This window comes from uncultured Bacteroides sp. (assembly GCF_902491285.1).
Lineage (GTDB): Bacteria > Bacteroidota > Bacteroidia > Bacteroidales > Bacteroidaceae > Bacteroides.
Genome location: NZ_CABUHK010000026.1, coordinates 1 through 18803 on the forward strand (window position 1 = coordinate 1; position 18803 = coordinate 18803).

29 protein-coding genes are annotated in these 18803 nt (G+C 37.6%); 21 read left to right on the forward strand and 8 right to left on the reverse strand.

The window, feature by feature from the left end; genetic code table 11:
- Positions 1–28: 28 nt before the first annotated feature.
- Positions 29–1501, reverse strand: coding sequence for a TolC family protein (locus RDN93_RS08780; RefSeq protein ID WP_308745156.1), 1473 nt, complete (start codon positions 1499–1501; stop codon positions 29–31).
- 208 nt (positions 1502–1709) lie between these two features.
- Between RDN93_RS08780 and RDN93_RS08785 the strand changes: the two genes are divergently transcribed.
- A complete protein-coding gene (locus RDN93_RS08785; protein WP_308745158.1) occupies positions 1710–3086 on the forward strand; it encodes a sigma-54 dependent transcriptional regulator in 1377 nt (458 codons plus the stop codon).
- Positions 3083–4363 carry an ATP-binding protein gene (locus RDN93_RS08790; RefSeq protein WP_308745159.1) on the forward strand — a complete coding sequence of 427 codons (1281 nt, stop codon included), beginning with the start codon at positions 3083–3085 and terminating at the stop codon, positions 4361–4363. Before RDN93_RS08785 ends, RDN93_RS08790 begins: the two co-directional genes overlap by 4 nt.
- Before the next feature lie 213 nt (positions 4364–4576).
- Here RDN93_RS08790 and RDN93_RS08795 read toward each other — a convergent pair whose 3' ends face one another.
- From RDN93_RS08795 to RDN93_RS08815, 5 genes are all read right to left on the reverse strand, one after another.
- The gene (locus RDN93_RS08795) at positions 4577–4735 is read right to left on the reverse strand and encodes a hypothetical protein (protein WP_308745160.1); all 159 of its coding nucleotides are present in this window, start codon (positions 4733–4735) and stop codon (positions 4577–4579) included.
- Positions 4736–4855: 120 nt separating this feature from the next.
- Complete coding sequence (locus tag RDN93_RS08800) at positions 4856–5305, reverse strand: hypothetical protein (protein WP_308745161.1); 450 nt, start codon at positions 5303–5305, stop codon at positions 4856–4858.
- Between the two features lie 9 nt (positions 5306–5314).
- A complete protein-coding gene (locus tag RDN93_RS08805; RefSeq protein WP_308745162.1) occupies positions 5315–5725 on the reverse strand; it encodes a hypothetical protein in 411 nt (136 codons plus the stop codon).
- Positions 5726–5774: 49 nt separating this feature from the next.
- Complete coding sequence (locus tag RDN93_RS08810; RefSeq protein ID WP_308745163.1) at positions 5775–6383, reverse strand: hypothetical protein; 609 nt, start codon at positions 6381–6383, stop codon at positions 5775–5777.
- A 44-nt stretch (positions 6384–6427) separates the two neighbouring features.
- A complete protein-coding gene (locus RDN93_RS08815; protein WP_308745164.1) occupies positions 6428–6817 on the reverse strand; it encodes a helix-turn-helix transcriptional regulator in 390 nt (129 codons plus the stop codon).
- A gap of 173 nt (positions 6818–6990) precedes the next feature.
- On the opposite strand from RDN93_RS08815, the gene RDN93_RS08820 reads away from it, so the two are divergent.
- From RDN93_RS08820 to RDN93_RS08895, 16 genes are all read left to right on the forward strand, one after another.
- Positions 6991–7140, forward strand: coding sequence for a hypothetical protein (locus tag RDN93_RS08820; RefSeq protein WP_308745165.1), 150 nt, complete (start codon positions 6991–6993; stop codon positions 7138–7140).
- A gap of 23 nt (positions 7141–7163) precedes the next feature.
- Positions 7164–7613: a hypothetical protein gene (locus RDN93_RS08825; protein ID WP_308745166.1), complete on the forward strand. Its 450-nt coding sequence runs from the start codon at positions 7164–7166 to the stop codon at positions 7611–7613.
- 182 nt (positions 7614–7795) lie between these two features.
- Positions 7796–8050: a helix-turn-helix domain-containing protein gene (locus RDN93_RS08830; RefSeq protein WP_117684222.1), complete on the forward strand. Its 255-nt coding sequence runs from the start codon at positions 7796–7798 to the stop codon at positions 8048–8050.
- A complete protein-coding gene (locus RDN93_RS08835) occupies positions 8034–8399 on the forward strand; it encodes a helix-turn-helix transcriptional regulator (protein ID WP_308745167.1) in 366 nt (121 codons plus the stop codon). The genes RDN93_RS08830 and RDN93_RS08835 overlap by 17 nt, the downstream gene beginning before the upstream one ends.
- Positions 8400–8503: 104 nt before the next feature.
- Positions 8504–8806 carry a hypothetical protein gene (locus tag RDN93_RS08840; protein ID WP_118417415.1) on the forward strand — a complete coding sequence of 101 codons (303 nt, stop codon included), beginning with the start codon at positions 8504–8506 and terminating at the stop codon, positions 8804–8806.
- Complete coding sequence (locus tag RDN93_RS08845) at positions 8803–9012, forward strand: hypothetical protein (protein WP_308745168.1); 210 nt, start codon at positions 8803–8805, stop codon at positions 9010–9012. Before RDN93_RS08840 ends, RDN93_RS08845 begins: the two co-directional genes overlap by 4 nt.
- Positions 9013–9036: 24 nt before the next feature.
- The gene (locus RDN93_RS08850) at positions 9037–9969 is read left to right on the forward strand and encodes a recombinase RecT (RefSeq protein ID WP_308745169.1); all 933 of its coding nucleotides are present in this window, start codon (positions 9037–9039) and stop codon (positions 9967–9969) included.
- A gap of 30 nt (positions 9970–9999) precedes the next feature.
- Positions 10000–11199 carry a hypothetical protein gene (locus RDN93_RS08855; protein WP_308745170.1) on the forward strand — a complete coding sequence of 400 codons (1200 nt, stop codon included), beginning with the start codon at positions 10000–10002 and terminating at the stop codon, positions 11197–11199.
- A gap of 2 nt (positions 11200–11201) precedes the next feature.
- Entirely contained in the window at positions 11202–11861 is a 660-nt protein-coding gene (locus tag RDN93_RS08860; protein WP_308745171.1) for a hypothetical protein, read from the forward strand.
- 22 nt (positions 11862–11883) lie between these two features.
- Complete coding sequence (locus tag RDN93_RS08865; RefSeq protein WP_308745172.1) at positions 11884–12297, forward strand: hypothetical protein; 414 nt, start codon at positions 11884–11886, stop codon at positions 12295–12297.
- A 5-nt stretch (positions 12298–12302) separates the two neighbouring features.
- Complete coding sequence (locus RDN93_RS08870) at positions 12303–12488, forward strand: hypothetical protein (protein WP_308745173.1); 186 nt, start codon at positions 12303–12305, stop codon at positions 12486–12488.
- A complete protein-coding gene (locus RDN93_RS08875; RefSeq protein ID WP_308745174.1) occupies positions 12469–13068 on the forward strand; it encodes a hypothetical protein in 600 nt (199 codons plus the stop codon). The genes RDN93_RS08870 and RDN93_RS08875 overlap by 20 nt, the downstream gene beginning before the upstream one ends.
- A gap of 50 nt (positions 13069–13118) precedes the next feature.
- Complete coding sequence (locus RDN93_RS08880; protein WP_308745175.1) at positions 13119–14789, forward strand: DEAD/DEAH box helicase; 1671 nt, start codon at positions 13119–13121, stop codon at positions 14787–14789.
- Between the two features lie 254 nt (positions 14790–15043).
- Positions 15044–15166, forward strand: coding sequence for a hypothetical protein (locus tag RDN93_RS08885; RefSeq protein WP_308745176.1), 123 nt, complete (start codon positions 15044–15046; stop codon positions 15164–15166).
- 10 nt (positions 15167–15176) lie between these two features.
- Entirely contained in the window at positions 15177–15734 is a 558-nt protein-coding gene (locus tag RDN93_RS08890; RefSeq protein ID WP_308745177.1) for an ASCH domain-containing protein, read from the forward strand.
- Positions 15735–15952: 218 nt separating this feature from the next.
- The gene (locus RDN93_RS08895) at positions 15953–16546 is read left to right on the forward strand and encodes a hypothetical protein (protein WP_308745178.1); all 594 of its coding nucleotides are present in this window, start codon (positions 15953–15955) and stop codon (positions 16544–16546) included.
- A 77-nt stretch (positions 16547–16623) separates the two neighbouring features.
- On the opposite strand, the gene RDN93_RS08900 is transcribed toward RDN93_RS08895, so the two are convergent.
- Positions 16624–16902 (reverse strand): hypothetical protein, encoded by a 279-nt coding sequence (locus RDN93_RS08900; RefSeq protein WP_118313728.1) that lies wholly within the window; start codon positions 16900–16902, stop codon positions 16624–16626.
- A gap of 133 nt (positions 16903–17035) precedes the next feature.
- Between RDN93_RS08900 and RDN93_RS08905 the strand changes: the two genes are divergently transcribed.
- Complete coding sequence (locus RDN93_RS08905; RefSeq protein ID WP_308745179.1) at positions 17036–17881, forward strand: phosphoadenosine phosphosulfate reductase family protein; 846 nt, start codon at positions 17036–17038, stop codon at positions 17879–17881.
- Between the two features lie 81 nt (positions 17882–17962).
- Here the strand turns inward: RDN93_RS08905 and RDN93_RS08910 are convergent, their stop codons facing one another.
- Positions 17963–18175, reverse strand: coding sequence for a hypothetical protein (locus RDN93_RS08910; protein ID WP_308745180.1), 213 nt, complete (start codon positions 18173–18175; stop codon positions 17963–17965).
- Between the two features lie 204 nt (positions 18176–18379).
- Between RDN93_RS08910 and RDN93_RS08915 the strand changes: the two genes are divergently transcribed.
- Complete coding sequence (locus RDN93_RS08915) at positions 18380–18514, forward strand: hypothetical protein (protein ID WP_308745181.1); 135 nt, start codon at positions 18380–18382, stop codon at positions 18512–18514.
- Positions 18515–18527: 13 nt separating this feature from the next.
- On the forward strand, positions 18528–18743 hold the full coding sequence (locus RDN93_RS08920; protein WP_308745182.1) for a hypothetical protein: 216 nt from the start codon (positions 18528–18530) through the stop codon (positions 18741–18743).
- Positions 18744–18803 lie beyond the last annotated feature (60 nt).

Consider the following 18803-nt stretch of genomic DNA (forward strand, 5'->3'; position numbering starts at 1 on the left):
TATATCAATTATAAAAAATCATTCTATCCTATTCAATGAGGAGATTATAATCCTCTGTTAGTAACTTGTTCTTCTCAAAATCATAAAGTGTCATGCTACGGAGCGTGTAATACAAACTCCAATAGTTGTATAAAGCCGATACATAATTGCGGCGTGCACTATCTTTTTCTGAAATGGAAGCATTCAAATCAAGAATGGTAGATTTTCCTAATATGTAAAGTTTGCGGGCAACTTCATTCCTTCGCTGAGCAGTTTCATCTGTACGGGCAGCGATACGGACACGTTGCGTTTGCAGATTAAACTGTTTCACCAGTTTGCGGACATTCAGTTCAAAATCCGTCCTGCTTTGTTCTACCTGCGTATAAACCAGGTCACGGTTAGAACGGGCTACCCGCACCTGTCCCTTTCCCCGTCCCCAATCTAAAATTGGTAGGGAGATACTTAAACTTACATATTGTTGATCTAAAAGGTTTCGATAAGCCTCTGGTAATTTATCCGCTGTCTGTGTCAGTCCGAAACGAAGATAAATGTCTGCTTTCAAACCTGCATTGGCACGGGCTCTCGCAACCGCACTTTCACTTTCCAGCTTGCGCCGTTTCATCGTTTGTATATCCGGGCTATTCTCATACGCCAATGCTAGCGCCTCATTCAGATTAATACTGAAATCCGGTATACGGGAACTGACACGTACACGAATCTCCCTCTCTTCCTGAATGCCCAGATATGAACGGAGTTCCTGCATACAGTTATCCATTTCAATACGGGCGTTCATACGATTTGTTTCTTCTGTAAGACGGTTAAGCTCCAGTTGCAGCATTTCATTCTCCGTTATTGTCCCGATATTGTAACGTCCTTGTGCATAGCGATATAACGTGTCGGCATTCGCATAATTAAAGGATGCTATGTCATAATTACTTTGGGCAGTGGCTAGAGCAAAAAATTTATTAATCGCATTGGCAGATACAAGTTCTAATGTCTCTACATAGCTTTTCTTTGCCTCCTGATAGCGTACCGGTTCTATTCGTTTATCCCATTTCAAACTATTGTAGCCGAAAAGCGATTGCCGGTATCCTATCATGATAGGTGAAGTCTGCCACGAATATTTATGTTCGCTGAACAAATCCATACGTTGTGCGGACGTTTCAAGAAACAAGGAACCTCCTGTCCAAGGTATGTTTTGTGAAAGATTCAAAGTCAGATCAGTATTCAACAAATTCTGCTCAACAAACTTAACGGAACCGTCCCCCATTGTTATCTTATTAATGGCACGATTCAGATTAGGATCGGATGTCAAGTTCAAAGTCGGTAAATAGTTGGCACGATAATATTTATAATTCCAATAAGCCGAACGGAAGCTATGACGTGCCGTCTGCGCATCGGGAGACTCTAGACGAGCAATCTTCACAACTTGTTCCAATGACAGTTCTGTTGTCTGATCTTGAGCAGCCAATAATTCCGTCGCCAGGATTCCAATACTTATGCAGATTATTTTCAGATTCATTCTTAGTTTTATTTGTTATTTATAATTCAAAACCTATGCCATTTATATAAATGGTTGCATATCAATAACATCTACTTATTCTTCTTTTTAAAACAGCGTGCAAATACGCACGAAAATAGTGCGCAATCGCACACACAACACATGATTATTATCCATATCTTTGCCGATGCAGTAAAGGAAAAAGATTATATTCTAATTAGCTAAAAGAATGGAAAAAGTAAACAAACTGGGAAAGATACTTATAGTAGACGATAACGAAGATGTTCTCTTCGCTCTAAACCTGCTGTTGGAACCTTACACAGAAAAAATAAAGGTAGCCACCACTCCCGACCGAATCGAACATTTCATGACCACTTTTCAACCTGATCTTATTTTATTAGATATGAATTTTAGCCGTGACGCTATTAGTGGTCAGGAAGGATTCGAAAGCTTGAAGCAAATATTGAAAATCGATCCGCAAGCGATTGTCATCTTTATGACTGCCTATGCAGATACTGATAAAGCAGTACGGGCTATCAAAGCCGGTGCAACAGACTTTATCCCCAAACCGTGGGAAAAGGAAAAACTACTGGCCACTCTTACTTCCGGAATGCGATTACGTCACTCTCAACGGGAAGTAAACATTTTGAAGGAGCAGGTAGAATTACTTAGCGGTCAGAATTCTTCGGAAGGAGATATTATAGGAGAATCTCCTGCCATGCAGGAAGTTTTCACCACAATAAATAAATTAAGCAGCACAGATGCCAATATCCTTATTTTAGGAGAAAATGGAACAGGAAAAGACGTAATCGCCCGTCTTCTCTATCGCTGCTCTCCTCGATACGGCAAACCTTTTGTCACTATTGACTTGGGAAGTATTCCCGAACAACTTTTTGAAAGCGAACTGTTCGGATTTGAGAAAGGAGCTTTCACCGACGCAAAAAAATCAAAAGCCGGACGAATGGAAGTTGCCACTAACGGAACTCTGTTTCTGGATGAAATCGGTAACCTTTCACTTCCTATGCAATCGAAGTTATTGACAGCTATTGAAAAGCGACAAATCAACCGTTTAGGCAGTACGCAGGCTGTTCCTATTGACGTCCGCCTGATTTGTGCCACAAACGCGGACATCCGTCAACTAGTGGACGAAGGAAACTTCCGCCAGGACTTGCTCTATCGTATCAACACCATTGAAATACATATTCCTCCACTCCGTGAACGTGGAAATGATATTATTCTACTAGCTGAATATTTTCTACAACGGTATGCACGTAAATATAAAAAAGATATGCGTGGCCTGACTCGGGAAGCCAAAAACAAACTGTTAAAGTATGCCTGGCCCGGAAATGTACGCGAATTGCAGCATACAATAGAGCGCGCTGTTATATTAGGAGACGGCTCTTTATTAAAACCGGAAAATTTTCTTTTCCATGCCAGTCCTAAACAGAGGAAGGAAGAAGAAATGATACTGAATCTGGAACAACTGGAGCGTCAAACTATTGAGAAAGCAATGAAACTCAGCGAAGGGAATATCTCCCGTGCTGCCGAGTATCTGGGCATAACCCGTTTTGCCCTATATCGTAAACTTGAAAAACTAGGCCTATGAAACGATTTGCAATCAGAGTGATTTTACACATCTTATTTATAATGCTGCTTTCTATCGGAAGTTGCCTGTTGTTTCAAAAACAGTTATGGTTCAGTACCGTTATCTGCATCATACTATTAATAACCTTTGGTATACACCTATACCGTATGCAATTCAAGCAAATAATTTTATTGAGACGGCTGACAGACGGACTTCGATACAATGACATGATGCAAACTTTCCACCCGCCTTTTAAAAATAAAATAATGAATGAGTGGGCAAAAGAACTTTCAGAGAGCCTAAAAGACTTCCGGGGAAGATTATTAGCAGAAGAAATCAAGCATCAATATTACGAAAACTTATTAAATAAGGTAGATACAGCCGTACTTGTTGCCGACAAAGCCGGACATATAGAATGGATGAATCAAGCTGCCGTCACCCATTTAGGACAGATCTCACAATTACCGGAAGCGCTCCTGAGAGCTTCTACAATTAATGATATTCCTATTATTCGTATCGAACAAAACAGTACTGTTCTAGAAATGGCTATTTCTTGTACGAAATTTACAACACAAGGAAAAGAACAACAAATAATCAGCCTGAAAAACATCCATTCCGTACTGGAACGAAATGAAATGGAAGCCTGGCAAAAGCTGATACGTGTATTGACACATGAAATAATGAATTCTATCACACCGATTATCTCTCTTTCTGAAACGCTAAGCGAAAGGGGAATACCCAAATTGCTTGGAGAAAAAGAATATTCCATTATACTACAAGCCATGCAGACTATTCACAGAAGAAGCAAAGGATTATTAGAGTTCGTTGAAAATTATCGTCGCCTAACACGAATCCCTACTCCTGTCCGCAGCAAAGTTTCTATCACGGAACTATGTATGGATCTAAAGAAATTATTCCCGGAAGAATATATCCATTTTGAAATCCCTTCATCAGAACTAACCTTATATATAGATCGAGCTCAAATAGAACAAGTTCTCATCAATTTATTGAAAAATGCCCGTGAAGCCTGCTGTGGAAGGCAATCTGATAAGAATATTCGGGTAGAAGTAATAATTTCGCCTGCCGGGAATAAGCTTCTGACAGTGTCCGACAATGGGGAAGGTATTTTGCCCGATGTTCTTGATAAGATATTTGTACCTTTCTTTACTACCAAAACATCCGGTTCCGGTATCGGACTTAGTTTATGTAAGCAAATCATGACTTTACATGAAGGAAGTATTAATGTAAAATCAGAATCAGGTAGAGGAAGTAAGTTTATTCTTACTTTTCCTAAATAATTGCAGTCAAACAAAGTGAATCAACCTATCATTTGTATAAAACAAAAAAGCTGAGACATAGTATGCATCAGCTTTTTATTTCTAAACTCCTTACTTAACATTTTCGTCGGGGTAGCGGGATTCGAACCCACGACCCCCTGCTCCCAAAGCAGAATGATAAAGAAAGCTATTTAGTTGCATATCAATTAATTGCAATGATGTGAGCTAACCATTTCAAAGATAGTTCAAAGAACGCTGTTTTGAGGGCTTCATTTTGGCCCTTTCTAACTTATAATTCAAGAGAGCAATTTCTTGCTTTTGAGCACTATTTTCTTGCAATGCTTTCCGGAGCTGCTCCCGGAGCGATGTGATTATTTTGTCTTTTTCTTCCATATTTTATATTTTAAGATAAAATCATTATGAAACCAGAAAGAGTCATTCTCATTTTCAATGCTATTACTTGCTGCCTTATCTGGATTCCAATTATTAAGGATTGGATAAGTCAGTCTAACACTAAAGGCTAAGAACCTGCTCTATTTTTTCTCCTTTTTCATAATCATCATCCCAAGTAAAGGTTATTGTCTGATGCTCATTATTTCCCCCATAATAATAACGTATGTCAATGGATTGCCCAGGTAATAGTTTAGGAAATGGAAATAATTCGTCACTCATGTTAAATTGAATATCTTCTTCATCTATATCAAAATTAATATTGTAGGCTGCAGCACTGCCTATATTCTGTATTTGCAAGATATCCATTTGAGTTCCTGGCATAGATATATTACAGCATTGAATCAATGCTTTTTTCTTTTCATCTTCCTCTTCTTTTAAGTGTTTGAGTTGATAATCATTGATTTGCTTTTGCTGTGAATTAAGCCTTCTAGTATGTACAACATAAGTATATGAAGCTCCAATTGCAGCTAATGCAGATAAGCCAAGACTTATATATGTTTCTATATTCATAATATGTTCCTAATTACATGATTTAAAGATTGCTATATTGGATAATACTAATGCAAGAATTGAAATACATGCATTTATCCAAAAACGCCCCTTCTCAGTTAACCAATCAGGTTTTTGTGGTGCAATATATCTCCAACTTAAAGCCTTTATCCCTTTTGGCGATATTATATAAGCTGCTTTGTTTTCTTCTTTATTTTCATTTTTAGTTAGTAGACCCCATCTTATATAATACGCTATAACTTCATGAAATTCTTTAGTACATCGATTTGTAGGAGAATCATAATTTTTTAATAGCCGCTCATATTTTTTTTGCACCAACCAACATCTATTTTTTTTATATGTAAGTAAAACAAATTTCTTAAATTTTTCAGGATTATCAAAATGCCTTAGTTTATTATTTAATTCTTCAACGTCATTCATGAAAAAATATTTTTTTAAGCAATCAATTAACTAGACTCTTGAACTCTACTTATATTTTTGATAGTGCCTCTTTTAGATATGAAGTATCTGTCAGTGAGAATTTATAATTGCTTAATGTACTCGAACTTGAAGATTCTGCAATAAATTTAGCTTCTCCTTCTTTTTGTAAAAAAGTCATTAGCGCTTCAAAATACTCTTCTTCTACAAAGTTGCTCCCGTTTTCTGCGTTATAGGTTTTGAATTCTAAAGTTTCGCCATCAGACCTCTTGGCTTTAAATTTAAAAAATCCTTCACCTTTAATTGGGTGATTTCGATTGTATTCATATAGTTGTATTCTCATACCTGATTTGTCGATAATAAATTGAACACCTAATTCTGAATTTGTGGTTGCTGAGTTGCTAAATGTACCTGTACAAAAGGTACGTATATACCTTTCCTGTGTTTTCTCTCCAAAATCGTCAACATAATGAGATAATTCCCAAATTCCAAATATGTTATTTTTTTCATCTATTGTCTTCAGTTCTCCATATTTTTCTTTATATGTAGATAACTCTGCTTTCAAAGAATCTATTTCGTTTGATAGTTTTACTGTTTGCTGTTGATTTGATGTGCAACTTGTTAATAATGCAGTCATCGTTAAAAATAAAATGTTTTTCATGATACTAATATTTTATAAGTTGTTTTATTTGAGCTTTTAATATTCTACTTATTCATTAATACATTAATCAATCGTTCCTTTTCCTCAAGAAGTTTATCCTTGCCTTCAATAACAGCTTTCAAATGCTTTATTTCTATCATAGCATCTTCAAGTTTATCTTGGCATTCATTAGTTGATATATTACCGTTATTATCTCTACCAACCAAAACATTCTTTGTACCATTTTGCATTACACTAGGTGTTATATCTTCGAAGAATGATGCTGGTGACAAATTTAAAACAGATGAAATATGTATAAGTAGTTCTGTATCAATATTTTCTTTTTCAAATATTGAGTAAGTATAAGGTCTGCTTTTGTTTATCAACTTTGCAAAGTCTGTTACACTTATATTTCTTTTAGAGACTTCTTCTTTAATTTTGTTACCTATATGCATACGAATATTATTAAATTATCTTAATAGATTACACCTTTTGTCTTTCTTTTAATTACAGTGTAATGTTTTTAATTACATTTGCAGTATAAAGTTAGCGCAAAACATTGGCAACGCCAAAATAAAAGGTAATAAAGTTAACAAAATAGATTATTTACTCTAAATCAAAAAGGAATATGAAACAGAAAATTTACAAGGTAAGCAAAGAGCGGGCTATCCAAATTGCCGCTAATCACAATTGCGTAAGCATTGAGATTGCCAGGAACTATACCAACAGTGAACTCAAGGAAGTTCTCCGAGTACTCAAACTCAAAGCTGATTTCTAATCATCAAAAAACACCATACAATTATGAATGATAATAGATGTGCTATATGCGGTGCGAGATTAGGCGACAACAATATTACTGGCATCGGTTTTGAGTGCCAAGCTGCTCTTGATAAGGCAAAAGTAAACGCTTTCTTTAAAAACGAAGAGCACGCCTTCCAATACAACTATCTCATAGAAGCGGGGATTGTGCAAGAAGTGTTCATATCCTTATTCGCTGATACGAAGTTTCGTACGGAATTTAACCGTTCATTTTATGAGAGTATGAAAGCCGCTACCCACATCTCCCGCAAACAGTTGGATATAATGAAAAACCGGATAGAAGGCAAAGACCGAAGCGTGTTTAGAAAAATGGCGGAGAGAGTATATTATACCCGTAAGCAGCTTATTCGTGGTGTATGCGATAGTATAACCGTAACACGAGAAGAAATTGAGATAGCACGTAAGCAATTGAAATATAAATCAGCAGGGTGAAATTATAGCATGCTGGCTTAGTTTTCGATGCAAACCCTTTGAGAATGCGCCTTCCGGTTATGGAGAATCTGAAAGAGGCTACGAGGTAGAATGAATCTTTAATCATCCGCACAACAGCGATACGTTATCCTTGGCGGGCTTGGCTGCCTTCCAGGGAACTATAATCATTAATATAAGAATATATGGAAAATCAATTAGAAACTATCAAAGCTAATCTGCCTTACGGATACGAAAAGCAGATTGCGAAGGAAGCCGGTTGTTCACAGGGTACAGTGCACAATATCCTCAACAACAAGCCTGTTTCCGCTCGCTCAACCTTCAAAACAAAAGTATTGAATATAGCTGTACGAATGGCTAATGAATCTTTGGAAGCTACCAAGGGAGTCTCCAGGGCGGCAGCCGAATTGGAAACTTTGCATCATGGAACTGCAAGCTGATTCTGCCCTAACCAAGCGGGAAAATCAAATAGCGGGACTGGCTGCTTGTGGCCTGGCAAAGAAGGAGATTGCCGACAGATTAGGTACTGCCTACGGAACGGTAAATGTCCTGTTAGACAAGGCTTACAAAAAGACAGGAACCAGCAAATTAAACGAACTTGGTGCTTGGTGGATAAATAGAGTGTTCGCTCTAAATATCGACTTCAAGCAACTACAAAAAACAATCATAGCTCTTTCATTTCTTGGAATTATTGCCTTTCAAATTGCATTTGACTGCAACAACGACCTTAACCGGAGTCGGCGGGCAAGAATAAGAAGAAATCGAATTGAAGAAGTATATGAACTCTAATCAATATTAATCAGGCAGCATAGCATAGAGATGCAGGTGTGTTTCAGTAATAAAATAAGCTCAACACCATTCAAAAGTAACAAGAAACAGCCTATTAAGAGATTATGGAAAATTGCTTCGAAATGATGGTCGCCCGATGTATTAAAATTGGGACTGTTCAAACGCTAACGATGCTGGGACTACTTCCCGAAGTGGTAACGATATCCCAAGCGGAAGATATATACGGAAAACGCCTTATCACTGAATGGCGCGAAAAAGCTTGGATTAAGTTTTATCCGGCAAATAATAAGGAAAGAGGGAAATATTATGTGAAACGCTCAGAACTGGAAACTGCCAGTGCAATGATGGATTTACATAATAAAGTCCCGGACAACATTATCAAACAACTAATGCAGATAGCTGTATGACATATATACCGAAATCATCAGAAATGTTGCAGGCTCTGCAAGAAAGCGTTGGTAAGCAACTTGACGCTATGGAAGAGCGAAAAAAGAACTATACTCCTTCTCCTGTAGAGATTAAGCCTTATAAAAAGGATATAAGGAAAGAGCCAACGGCAGAAGATATTCTATTAATGGAAGAATATAGCCGCGGAGTATATCAAGGAGATTAATAAACAACTAATATTTAAACAGTTATGAGTAATACAATTCAAATCAGAGTAGAGGAGCTAAGTGCGCTAAAACCTACTCAAATCGTAGAAAATGAAAAAGTAGAGCAGAAATTTATCGGTATGTATAACGCCATCTGGGGAACAGATATGGGTGAACAAATTTACAATCGTGAGAAATTTCATTTCAATAAGTTATTGACTGAAACGCCAGCTCTACAAGAATGCACGAAGCTTTCCCTTTTCGGTTGTTTCCTTGATATGGCCGTGAATGGTCTTTCACTTGACCAATCAGGCAGACCACAGTGCTATTTAATTCCCCGTAACGTTAAGGTAAAGACTCCTAGTGGTGATATATGGGAGAAACGCGCTGGGCTTACAGTTTCAGCCTACGGTGAAGTATATATGCGCCAACGTGCCGGACAAGTCCGCTATGTAGATAACCCAGTAGTAGTATTTGAAGGGGATAAATTCCGTCCTATTATAGGTATAAACGGCGCTAAATCAATAGAGTATGAGGGAGCTTTCCCGAGAAAGTCAGACAAGCCGGTTGCCGTGTTTATACGTATTGTACGTAATGACGGGTCAGTTGATTACTCCTGGATGATGGAATCAGATTGGAAGCGCTTATCAACGTTCTCTGCAAAGCAAAACAAGGGAACTGCTAACTCTCTATATACCTCTAATGGTGGTAATATTGATACTGGGTTCCTTGAAAACAAGATGATTAAACATGCTTTCGACGCCTATCCTAAAGTACGTACGGGAAATTACACATCTATGGAGACACAACAGGAAGAACCTGTAATCGACTACGGTTTAGTCGATGAGAACAAGGTTAATGAACCTGTTCAATCGGTAGAAGACCCTAATACTCCTTTCGGTGAAGAAAAACAGTTAGATGCTCCGGAATCTGTACAAGTAACAGTATCTGAAGATGATGCAGACGGAGGCTTCTAAGTATTTACTAACCAATTAAAAAAAACAATTATGGCAACAGAATTAATCAAAATAGATGAAGTAAAAAGTATTCTATCATCCTTTCCAGATATTATAGGAAAGAATACGAACTCTGTCAAGAAATGCAATGAAGCCGGTCAGGCTCTCCTCGATACAATCGAAGGAGAAGGCATGAATGAGACAATAGACCAAGCAGCAGCCGACTATTTGAAAAAGGTCAATGTGACTCTTAAAAATATGGACGAACGTCGTAAACCTATTACGCAGATATTCGATAGAATACGTTCCTTCTTCACTTCACAAGAAAAACAAATCGACCCTAAAGATGTATCTACTATCCCCGGTAAGCTTGTTGCAAAACGCAATGATTATGCTAAATTCAAATATGAAGAAGAGCAGAAAAGAAAAAAAGCAGCCGAGCAAAAAGCTAGAGTTGATTCAGAGAAAGCAAGCTATCAACAAGCAATTGAGAATAATCTCCTTTCTTATTTCAACCAGTATCTTTCATCTAAGATTTCCGAATTACAGAATATCTTCACAGGGCTTACTTATGCGAATTTTGACCGCGAAGTTATCGGTATTACCATTTTTCAGACTGATTATCCTAAAACGCATTTCGATAAATTCGTAGGAGATTCTGCTACTTATTATATCAGCCTGGATACAAAGAAGGAAATCCGGCAAAATGTGTTACAGGGTAAATATGAGGAATACGCCCAACTGTACAAAACAAAACTGTCAAGTATCCGCCAGGACCTTATCGACCGTATTCCGTCTAAACGTAAAGAGTTGGCAGAATTGGAACAACTTCGTATTTCAAATGCAGAAGAAGCAGCAAGGGCGGAAAGGCAACGTAAGCAACGTGAAGCGGAAGAAACTGCAAAACAAATGGAGGAAATAAAAAGGCAGGAAGAAGCAGCTAAACAAGAGACTGCAATGAGAGCGCAGCAAAGTTCAATCGGTAGCCTTTTTGGGGCGGCTGCAGCGTCTATTGCACCTCCTCCGACAAACGCTAAGGTAAAAGAGAAAATTGCAGTACTTCACCAGCAAGGTTTTATTGAAATATTCCAAATGTGGTGGATAAATGAAGGCCAATCCCTACCGATTGAGGAACTGGAGAAAATCTTTAAGAAGATGATTACCTATTGCGAAAAGCAGGCAAACAGCAAAGAGCAAAAACATATCGAATCACAATTTATCCGCTACGAAGCAGATGTAAAAGCTAAATAGTTATGTCAAATCCTGATTCATATTACTCACGTACAGAAGTCAGCAATTCAGACCTGACAGAACTTAAAAACTATCTTTATCCTCGTGTTCAGTACGGGGATAAAGAGAAAGCATTCAAATTCGGAACGCTTGTAGATGCTCTTATAACAGAGAATGACCGTGTTCGGTATGATAAGCTAATGGTAGATGATTATGTGTACACGACAGAAGAATTTGAATTAGGACTTGAAATGCGTAAGGCTCTCCGGAAGGAAGCGGAGAAGGATCAATTCCTTGCCGTCGTTTTAGCGCAGTCCGATACACAGAAGTTCATGGTAAATAAGCAGCAGGAGTTCCATTATGGAAACTTTGCCTATCACCTCGATACTCGCTGTAAATGGGATTGGTGGTTGTCTGCTTACGGTTTTGGTGGCGATTTAAAAACAACTTTTGCAGAATCACAGGCACAGTTTGATGAAGCAATTGATTTCTTTGATTGGGACCGCTCCCGTGCCTGGTATATGGATATCGCAGGAAGTGAACAGGATTTCATTTATGCAATCTCTAAAAAGAACTGCAAGATATTCAAGCATTTTATCACCGACCGGAATCATCCTACATATATCAGAGGAAAAGAGAAGTACGAGGACCTTGCTTTCAAATGGTGGCAATTAATGGTCTGATTATATTTTACCTAAAAACAATATGAACTTACTTATTACATCAAGAGAACAAATATTGGCTGAACTAACCAATATAGATTCATTTCTCAATATAACTATGAGCGAAGATGCGGCGGAAGCTGTACAGCGCGGTAATGACTTGGCTGTATATGTTGCCCGCTCCGGCAAACTGCTTGCAGACTCAAAATATTGGCTCAATGAAACTATGAAGTCCGAAGTCATGCAAACACTCGTCGATACAGCCAAGAATGCGAAAGCAACAGCGACGGCGATAAATGCTCTAGTCAACTCTCTATGTAGGGAAGAACGGTACTTGGTAGACTGGTGCGAACGCTGCAACCGGACAGCAACGCATCAACTATCATGGTGTGTAACAGTAATAAGTAAGGCCAAAGAGGAAATGAAAATGTCCGGCATGTATAACAACAAAAAGTAATCATTATGAGAATCTTGAAAAAAGTCACAATCGGGCTGGCCGTTATCGGTCTGTTTACAGCATTATCTTCTTCTCAAAGAGAAGATGCAACAACAAGAGAAATAACTACGGCTGCCGTCATGGGAGTTGTATCAACATTTAGTATTATCACTTTATCAACAAAAGAAGATTATGGAACAAGCAAAAAATGAAATCAAGAAGGCAGTCGTCAAGAAAGACCGCTTGAATGTAGTGTACAATGAGCGATTCTCTGAAGCAAACTATACGAATGTAATTAACAAGAGCTGCGATCAGATTATCCACAGCGATTTAAGAGAGACTTTTAATCGCCTCAAGTTACATCTCGTCGTATTGTGCGAGCAGCCAGAAGCTGTTAATATCAATAAGGACAGCTTTATGTCTCCCGGATATTCTGAAATATTGGAGAATTACATCATTACAGGTTACTCTAATGATAGCGTCGAAGGAGTTTCTGGAATCAGTATCATGGGAGCAAAACTTCTTCAATCCGGCAAAGTCGTTGACTTGAAAATATTCGTTCCTCTCCTTGACGAACAATACCCCTACTACGAAGAATTAAGTATTGACGCTGCCGCTTGTGATGCGGAAGTTGAAAGTTATCTGTTTGAAGAAAAATGGGGAATCCGCCAAGAGCGCTTAGATTTTGAGACCGACGAACCGGAAGAAGCTGTTGTTATAGAAGACAAACCAAAGAAGGGAGGACGGAAAAAGAAACTAGAAGCCCCTACCCCTCTTGATGCAACCGCATAACTCACAATCATCATAGGGGGATAGCTTCCCCCTACTAAACACTCTAAATCATGAATATCGAATTAAAAGGAGATAATTTTGAATTATCATTCAAGTATAAACCTTCTATTATAGAACGGGTCCGGCAGATTCCTGGAAGACACTTTGACGGTTCCAAGAAAGTTTGGATAGTACCAACCCGGAGCAGAGTTGACCTTGAAAGGATGATATATCAAATACAGCAATTTGAGAATATAAATTGGCTTAGTGGTAATGAAAAAAAGGAAGAAGATATTGCTTATGATATTCCGGAGCTTCCGGAGCTAGCTATTCCCCATAGCTTAAAAATTCAGCCGTATCCTTATCAGCTTAAAGGTATTGCTCGAGGACTGGAACTTAAACGATTTATGAACTGTGATGAACCGGGACTTGGTAAGACATTGCAGAGTATTGCAACAATTAACCTTGCCAATGCTTTCCCTTGCCTCGTTATTTGCCCTTCTTCGTTAAAAATTAACTGGATGCGTGAATGGGAAAAGTTTACTGATAAGAAAGCAATGGTTTTAACTGATAAAGTACGTGATACTTGGACTTTCTTTTACCAAACTGGAATGCATCAGGTATTTATTGTCAACTATGAATCACTGAAAAAGTACTTTGTACAACGTATAAAGAAAGCCGAAGGCTGGACACTGCGCGATGTCGAATTTAGAAATTCAATCAATCTATTCAAGTCAATTATCATTGACGAAAGCCACCGTTGCAAATCTGCATCTACCCAGCAAGCTAAATTTTGCAAAGGTATATGTACCGGTAAAGAATGGGTTATCGAGTTGACCGGAACACCAGTAGTTAATAGGCCTAAAGATTTGATTCCTCAACTAGCAATTTTGAATCGCATGGAAGATTTCGGCGGATACAAAGAATTCGTCAACCGATATTGTTCCGGGCAAAGAGAGGCTTCTAATTTGAAAGAACTGAATTTCAATCTTTGGCAGCATTGTATGTTCCGTCGTGAAAAATCTCTTGTCTTAACAGACTTACCGGATAAGATACGCCAAGTAAACACTTGCGAGATTACTAATCGCAAAGAATACATGGACGCAGAACGTGACCTGATTATGTACTTGCAGAAATACAAGGATGCCGATGACGAAAAAATAGAAAAAGCTCTGCGTGGCGAAGTGATGGTAAAGATAGGAATTCTACGTAATATCTCGGCTCGCGGCAAAGTACGTGATGTTATTGAATTTGTGAAAGATTTCCGAGAGAACGGAAAGAAGATAATTCTCTTTTGTTCTCTTCATGAAGTTGTCGACCAACTAAAACGCTACTTCCCTACCGCCGTATCAGTTACCGGAAGAGATTCACTGGATGAGAAGCAAAGAGCGGTTGACGCCTTTCAAAATAATCCCAAGGCAGATATTATCATTTGTTCAATAAAAGCGGCCGGAGTTGGTTTAACACTTACTGCATCAAGCAACGTTGCCTTTGTTGAGTTCCCCTGGACGTATGCCGACTGTTGCCAATGTGAGGACCGGGCGCATCGTATTGGACAGAAAGACTCTGTTACCTGTTACTACTTCCTTGGCCGGCGAACTATTGATGAAAAAGTCTATCGCATAATTCAAGAGAAGAAAAATATCGCTAATGCCGTAACAGGTTCTACCGAGGATATAGAAGAAAATATTGTCGATATGGTTGCACGTATCTTTAATACAGACTATGACGACGAAGAATAATTCAATCAAATATGAAAGAAGATGATAAATTTGAGACTTTGATAATATCATATTTAATATCGGTAATAGGTATATTTACCACCTTGGCAATCTTGGCTTATTGTGGGATTTTAAAGTAGATAAATTGAATTTAAATATTGAAATAAATATGAGCAGAATCCAATTACATAAGTCCATCCAGCACGTTACAACAGCTAATGGCAAATTGAGTGATAAGACAATAAAGTTAATTAATATAATGGCAAAGAAAGCGTATGGAAGTAAATGATATAATGCAGCATATTGATGAATTGCTGCAAAACTACTCAAATGAAGAGTGTGCGGAGATTTTAAAAGAGGTAGTAAGTGAAGATGAAGGTGTTTACACTAATTCATAACAAATAAGAAATGAAAGCAATAACAATAAAACAACCGTGGGCCTCTTTGATAGTCCACGGTTTTAAAAACATCGAGAACCGTACTTGGGCGTGTCCAGAGAAATACATAGGGCATAGAGTGTTAATCCATGCAAGTGGAAAACCTGTAGAAATGAGAAATCCCAATAGTGTATTTACAAAAGCTCAATGGGATAGTCTGCCTGTTGAGTTTCAACGAAAAATAATATGTGCAGAGGGCATTGTCAATTCTGCTATCATTGGAAGTGTAGAAATAATTGGATGCTCAATCAATCATCCTTCTAAATGGGCAGAGAAAACAGATGCTAGTAAAGGCTATTATGAAAATCCTATTTATAACTGGATATTAGCTAATCCCATATTATTTCCAGAACCAATACCGGCTAAAGGCAAACTATCTTTTTGGGAATACGATAAAATTCAGGAACCCGTGTCAGATGGCGACCACAATGTTTGCATGTGTCGTATATGTGTTGATGAAAAAGTTCAGGTGATGAGTATGGGAAAATATTTCGTATGTAAATATTGTGGTGGACGTTGGTACAAGTAAATTCAAATCATCAAAAAAAATGAAATATATCTGTATCAAGGAATGCTACGCATTAGATAAGCAATCACTCATACCAAAACAGTTATTCCGTGTCGGACAAATATATGAGTTTTCAGAAGAACCTGATAGGACGTTTTTCAAGAAAGTAACCACATAAGAAAACAATAAACTTTTTGCTCACCTAATTTATAAGGTGAGCAACATAAAACAGAATAGAAATGAATAATATTAATTTGAACGCCCTTTGTGATAGGGCATATAAAATCGCTTGTGAACATGGTTTTCACGACAACGAATTGAGTAATGAACACTGCCTTTGCCTCGTAATATCCGAGCTTATGGAGGCTGTGGAAGCAGACAGAAAAAATAGACACTTTGATAAAGAAAAGTATAAGATCGGTGAATATGCTGAGTGTCAGGGGTGGCTAACGAATGAAGAAAAGTTTATTAACGTATTCAATAGATATATCAAAGACACAGTAGAGGATGAGCTTTCCGATGCAGTTATCCGCTTGCTTGACTTAGCCGGATTACGTGGCATTGATCTAAGCCTTGCTATGAAAGACCTGAATAACAACGTTGATGATATGTCAGAAGCTTGCAAAGATGAAACATTCACAGAGTCTATTTATGCAATATCTATTTTACCGGCAAGATATGACTGTCTTTACGATTTCCCTACAACCGTGAATGATATGTTAATGTCTGTTTTCGGATTGGCCTGCCATCTTAATATAGATTTATTCTGGCACATTGAGCAAAAGATGAAGTATAATGAATTTCGTGAGAAAATGCACGGGAAGAAGTATTAACTCTCAATACCGAAGATAGAAATGAGTAAAGCGATAAATGAAAAAGTCCTGAATAGGTAGTCAGGACTTTACTGAGATTAGATATAAATCTGAAACATTAGGGATTCGACATATTTGCCTTTCATATCACTTCCAGTACTTGATTCAAGAGTCACATGATTGGTTTTTACTGTATAGCCATCAGGCATTAAGCTATTTATGTGATTACAAATAGCGTTTTCTAAATGGTTCGGTTCCCCGTAATAAGGAGTTTCACATACTACTTTTACAACAGTGTTTCCGGATGGCTCAAACAATCTCAGTGAAATCCCTTGATTAAGCTCATAGCCTTCTTTTGTAGATTTAATTACTAACATATTTTTATTTTTAAAATTAGACAACAAAGATAGGCAATAGTTATTTATAAAACAATGAGATGATTGATTTACAGTATGTAAATGATATGTAAATGGATAAATATTAATTAAAATCAAAATAGAAAGGAATCAAATGAACCTGCAATCTAAGATAGAATACTCCATCGCTTTGCTTCGCAAATGTGAACAGATGGCACTTGACTACGACCCGGATAACGGCTTTTATTTAGCCTTCTCCGGCGGCAAGGATAGTCAAGTCCTCTACCATCTTGCGGTAATGGCAGGAGTGAAATTCAAGGCTCACATGAACCTTACGAGCATTGACCCTCCGGACGTTATTCGATTTGTGAAGAGGAATTACCCAGACGTGGAACTGATAAAGCCTAAAATGTCTATTTATGACATGGCTCTAAAAAAGCATATTATTCCTACACGAACGATGCGCTGGTGTTGTGCTGAATTTAAAGAAATGTCCGGTGCAGGTAAAGTCACCTTGATCGGCATTCGTAAAGCTGAAAGTGTGCGGCGCTCTAAACGTGAAGAAATTGAGATTAGCAGCCATAAATTCAGCGGGAATTTCGACCAATTTTCAGAGCACAAAGAACAGATGGTTACTTGTGTCGGAGGCAAAGACAAGATCCTTGTTTCTCCGATTATCCATTGGACTGACAGAGACGTGTGGGATTTTCTGAATGGGAATAAGATAGAGCATTGTTCTTTGTACGATGAAGGATATAAGCGAATAGGTTGTATTCTTTGTCCGATGTCAAACTACAAGGATAAACGAAAAGACTGCCAGCGTTTTCCTCATGTGAAACGTAAATGGATTCAGACCATACAAAAGCTCATTGATGCCGGATATATCAACCACAACTTTACCGATGCTGAATTTGGTTTTAATTGGTGGATAAGTGATAAAGGGTTTGACAAGTATTACGCAGATGAAGTACTGCAGCAGAAAATTGAGTTTAACGAATAACAAGATAAAGATGAATATTTTTGCAGTTTATCAAGCGACAATAATTCTCCTTTGGCAGAATTTCTGCCAAAGGAGAATTGATTACGGTTTTTGGGATTGGAAAAACAATTTTAGTAATTCTTTAATCTCTTCGATTGTTAGCTCAATGAGATCATCAGGCTCTGCTTTCATAATTGTTTCTGAATCATTTATGAAAACCCATAACCATTTTTCTCCAAACCTAAAACATGTCCATCCGTCTGCTGAATACTTAGGGAACTCAGTAAATCCTAATTGCATTATTTCCTTTTTCATAAAATTAAAAGACAGGGGATAAAACTGCCTATTTAAATGATACAAAAATGATGCCAAAAAAGTACTGTTAGAGAGGCTGACAAAAGATGCGTTTTTAGAAGCTAGGAATTTAAAGACTTTACATCATACATAAACTTATGTTCATCTTTTTTAAACATTATTTAGGATGGATATTAGTAAACAATACTCAAATAAAAATAAGATATGAAGAATATAGGTATCGCATTGATTTATGTTGCTTTTTTCTCTCTGATAGGATTTTCCTTATGGGTGACAAAAAGTGTATGGGTGTTATTGGCATTGATATTTACCCCTGAATATCGCAGTAAGAAAAATTAAAAGCAAAATAAATATGGAACAATACACCTACACTTTCGACAACGAATCAGAATCAGATCAATTCAAAAATCTGCTTGATGCACAGGGCGTAAATTATCAATTGAAAAATTACACCTTGTTAGACGACTCATTTACCGATATATTGGTAGATGCACAAATTAAGCCTGCTGTAGATTCACTCTACTCAGAGGTAATAAAGTATGGAATCAAAATTAACCATTTAAAATGATACGACCAAAGCATTATCAGTATTACAACCTGTCCCCACCCGCACGGCGAGAAAGGACTA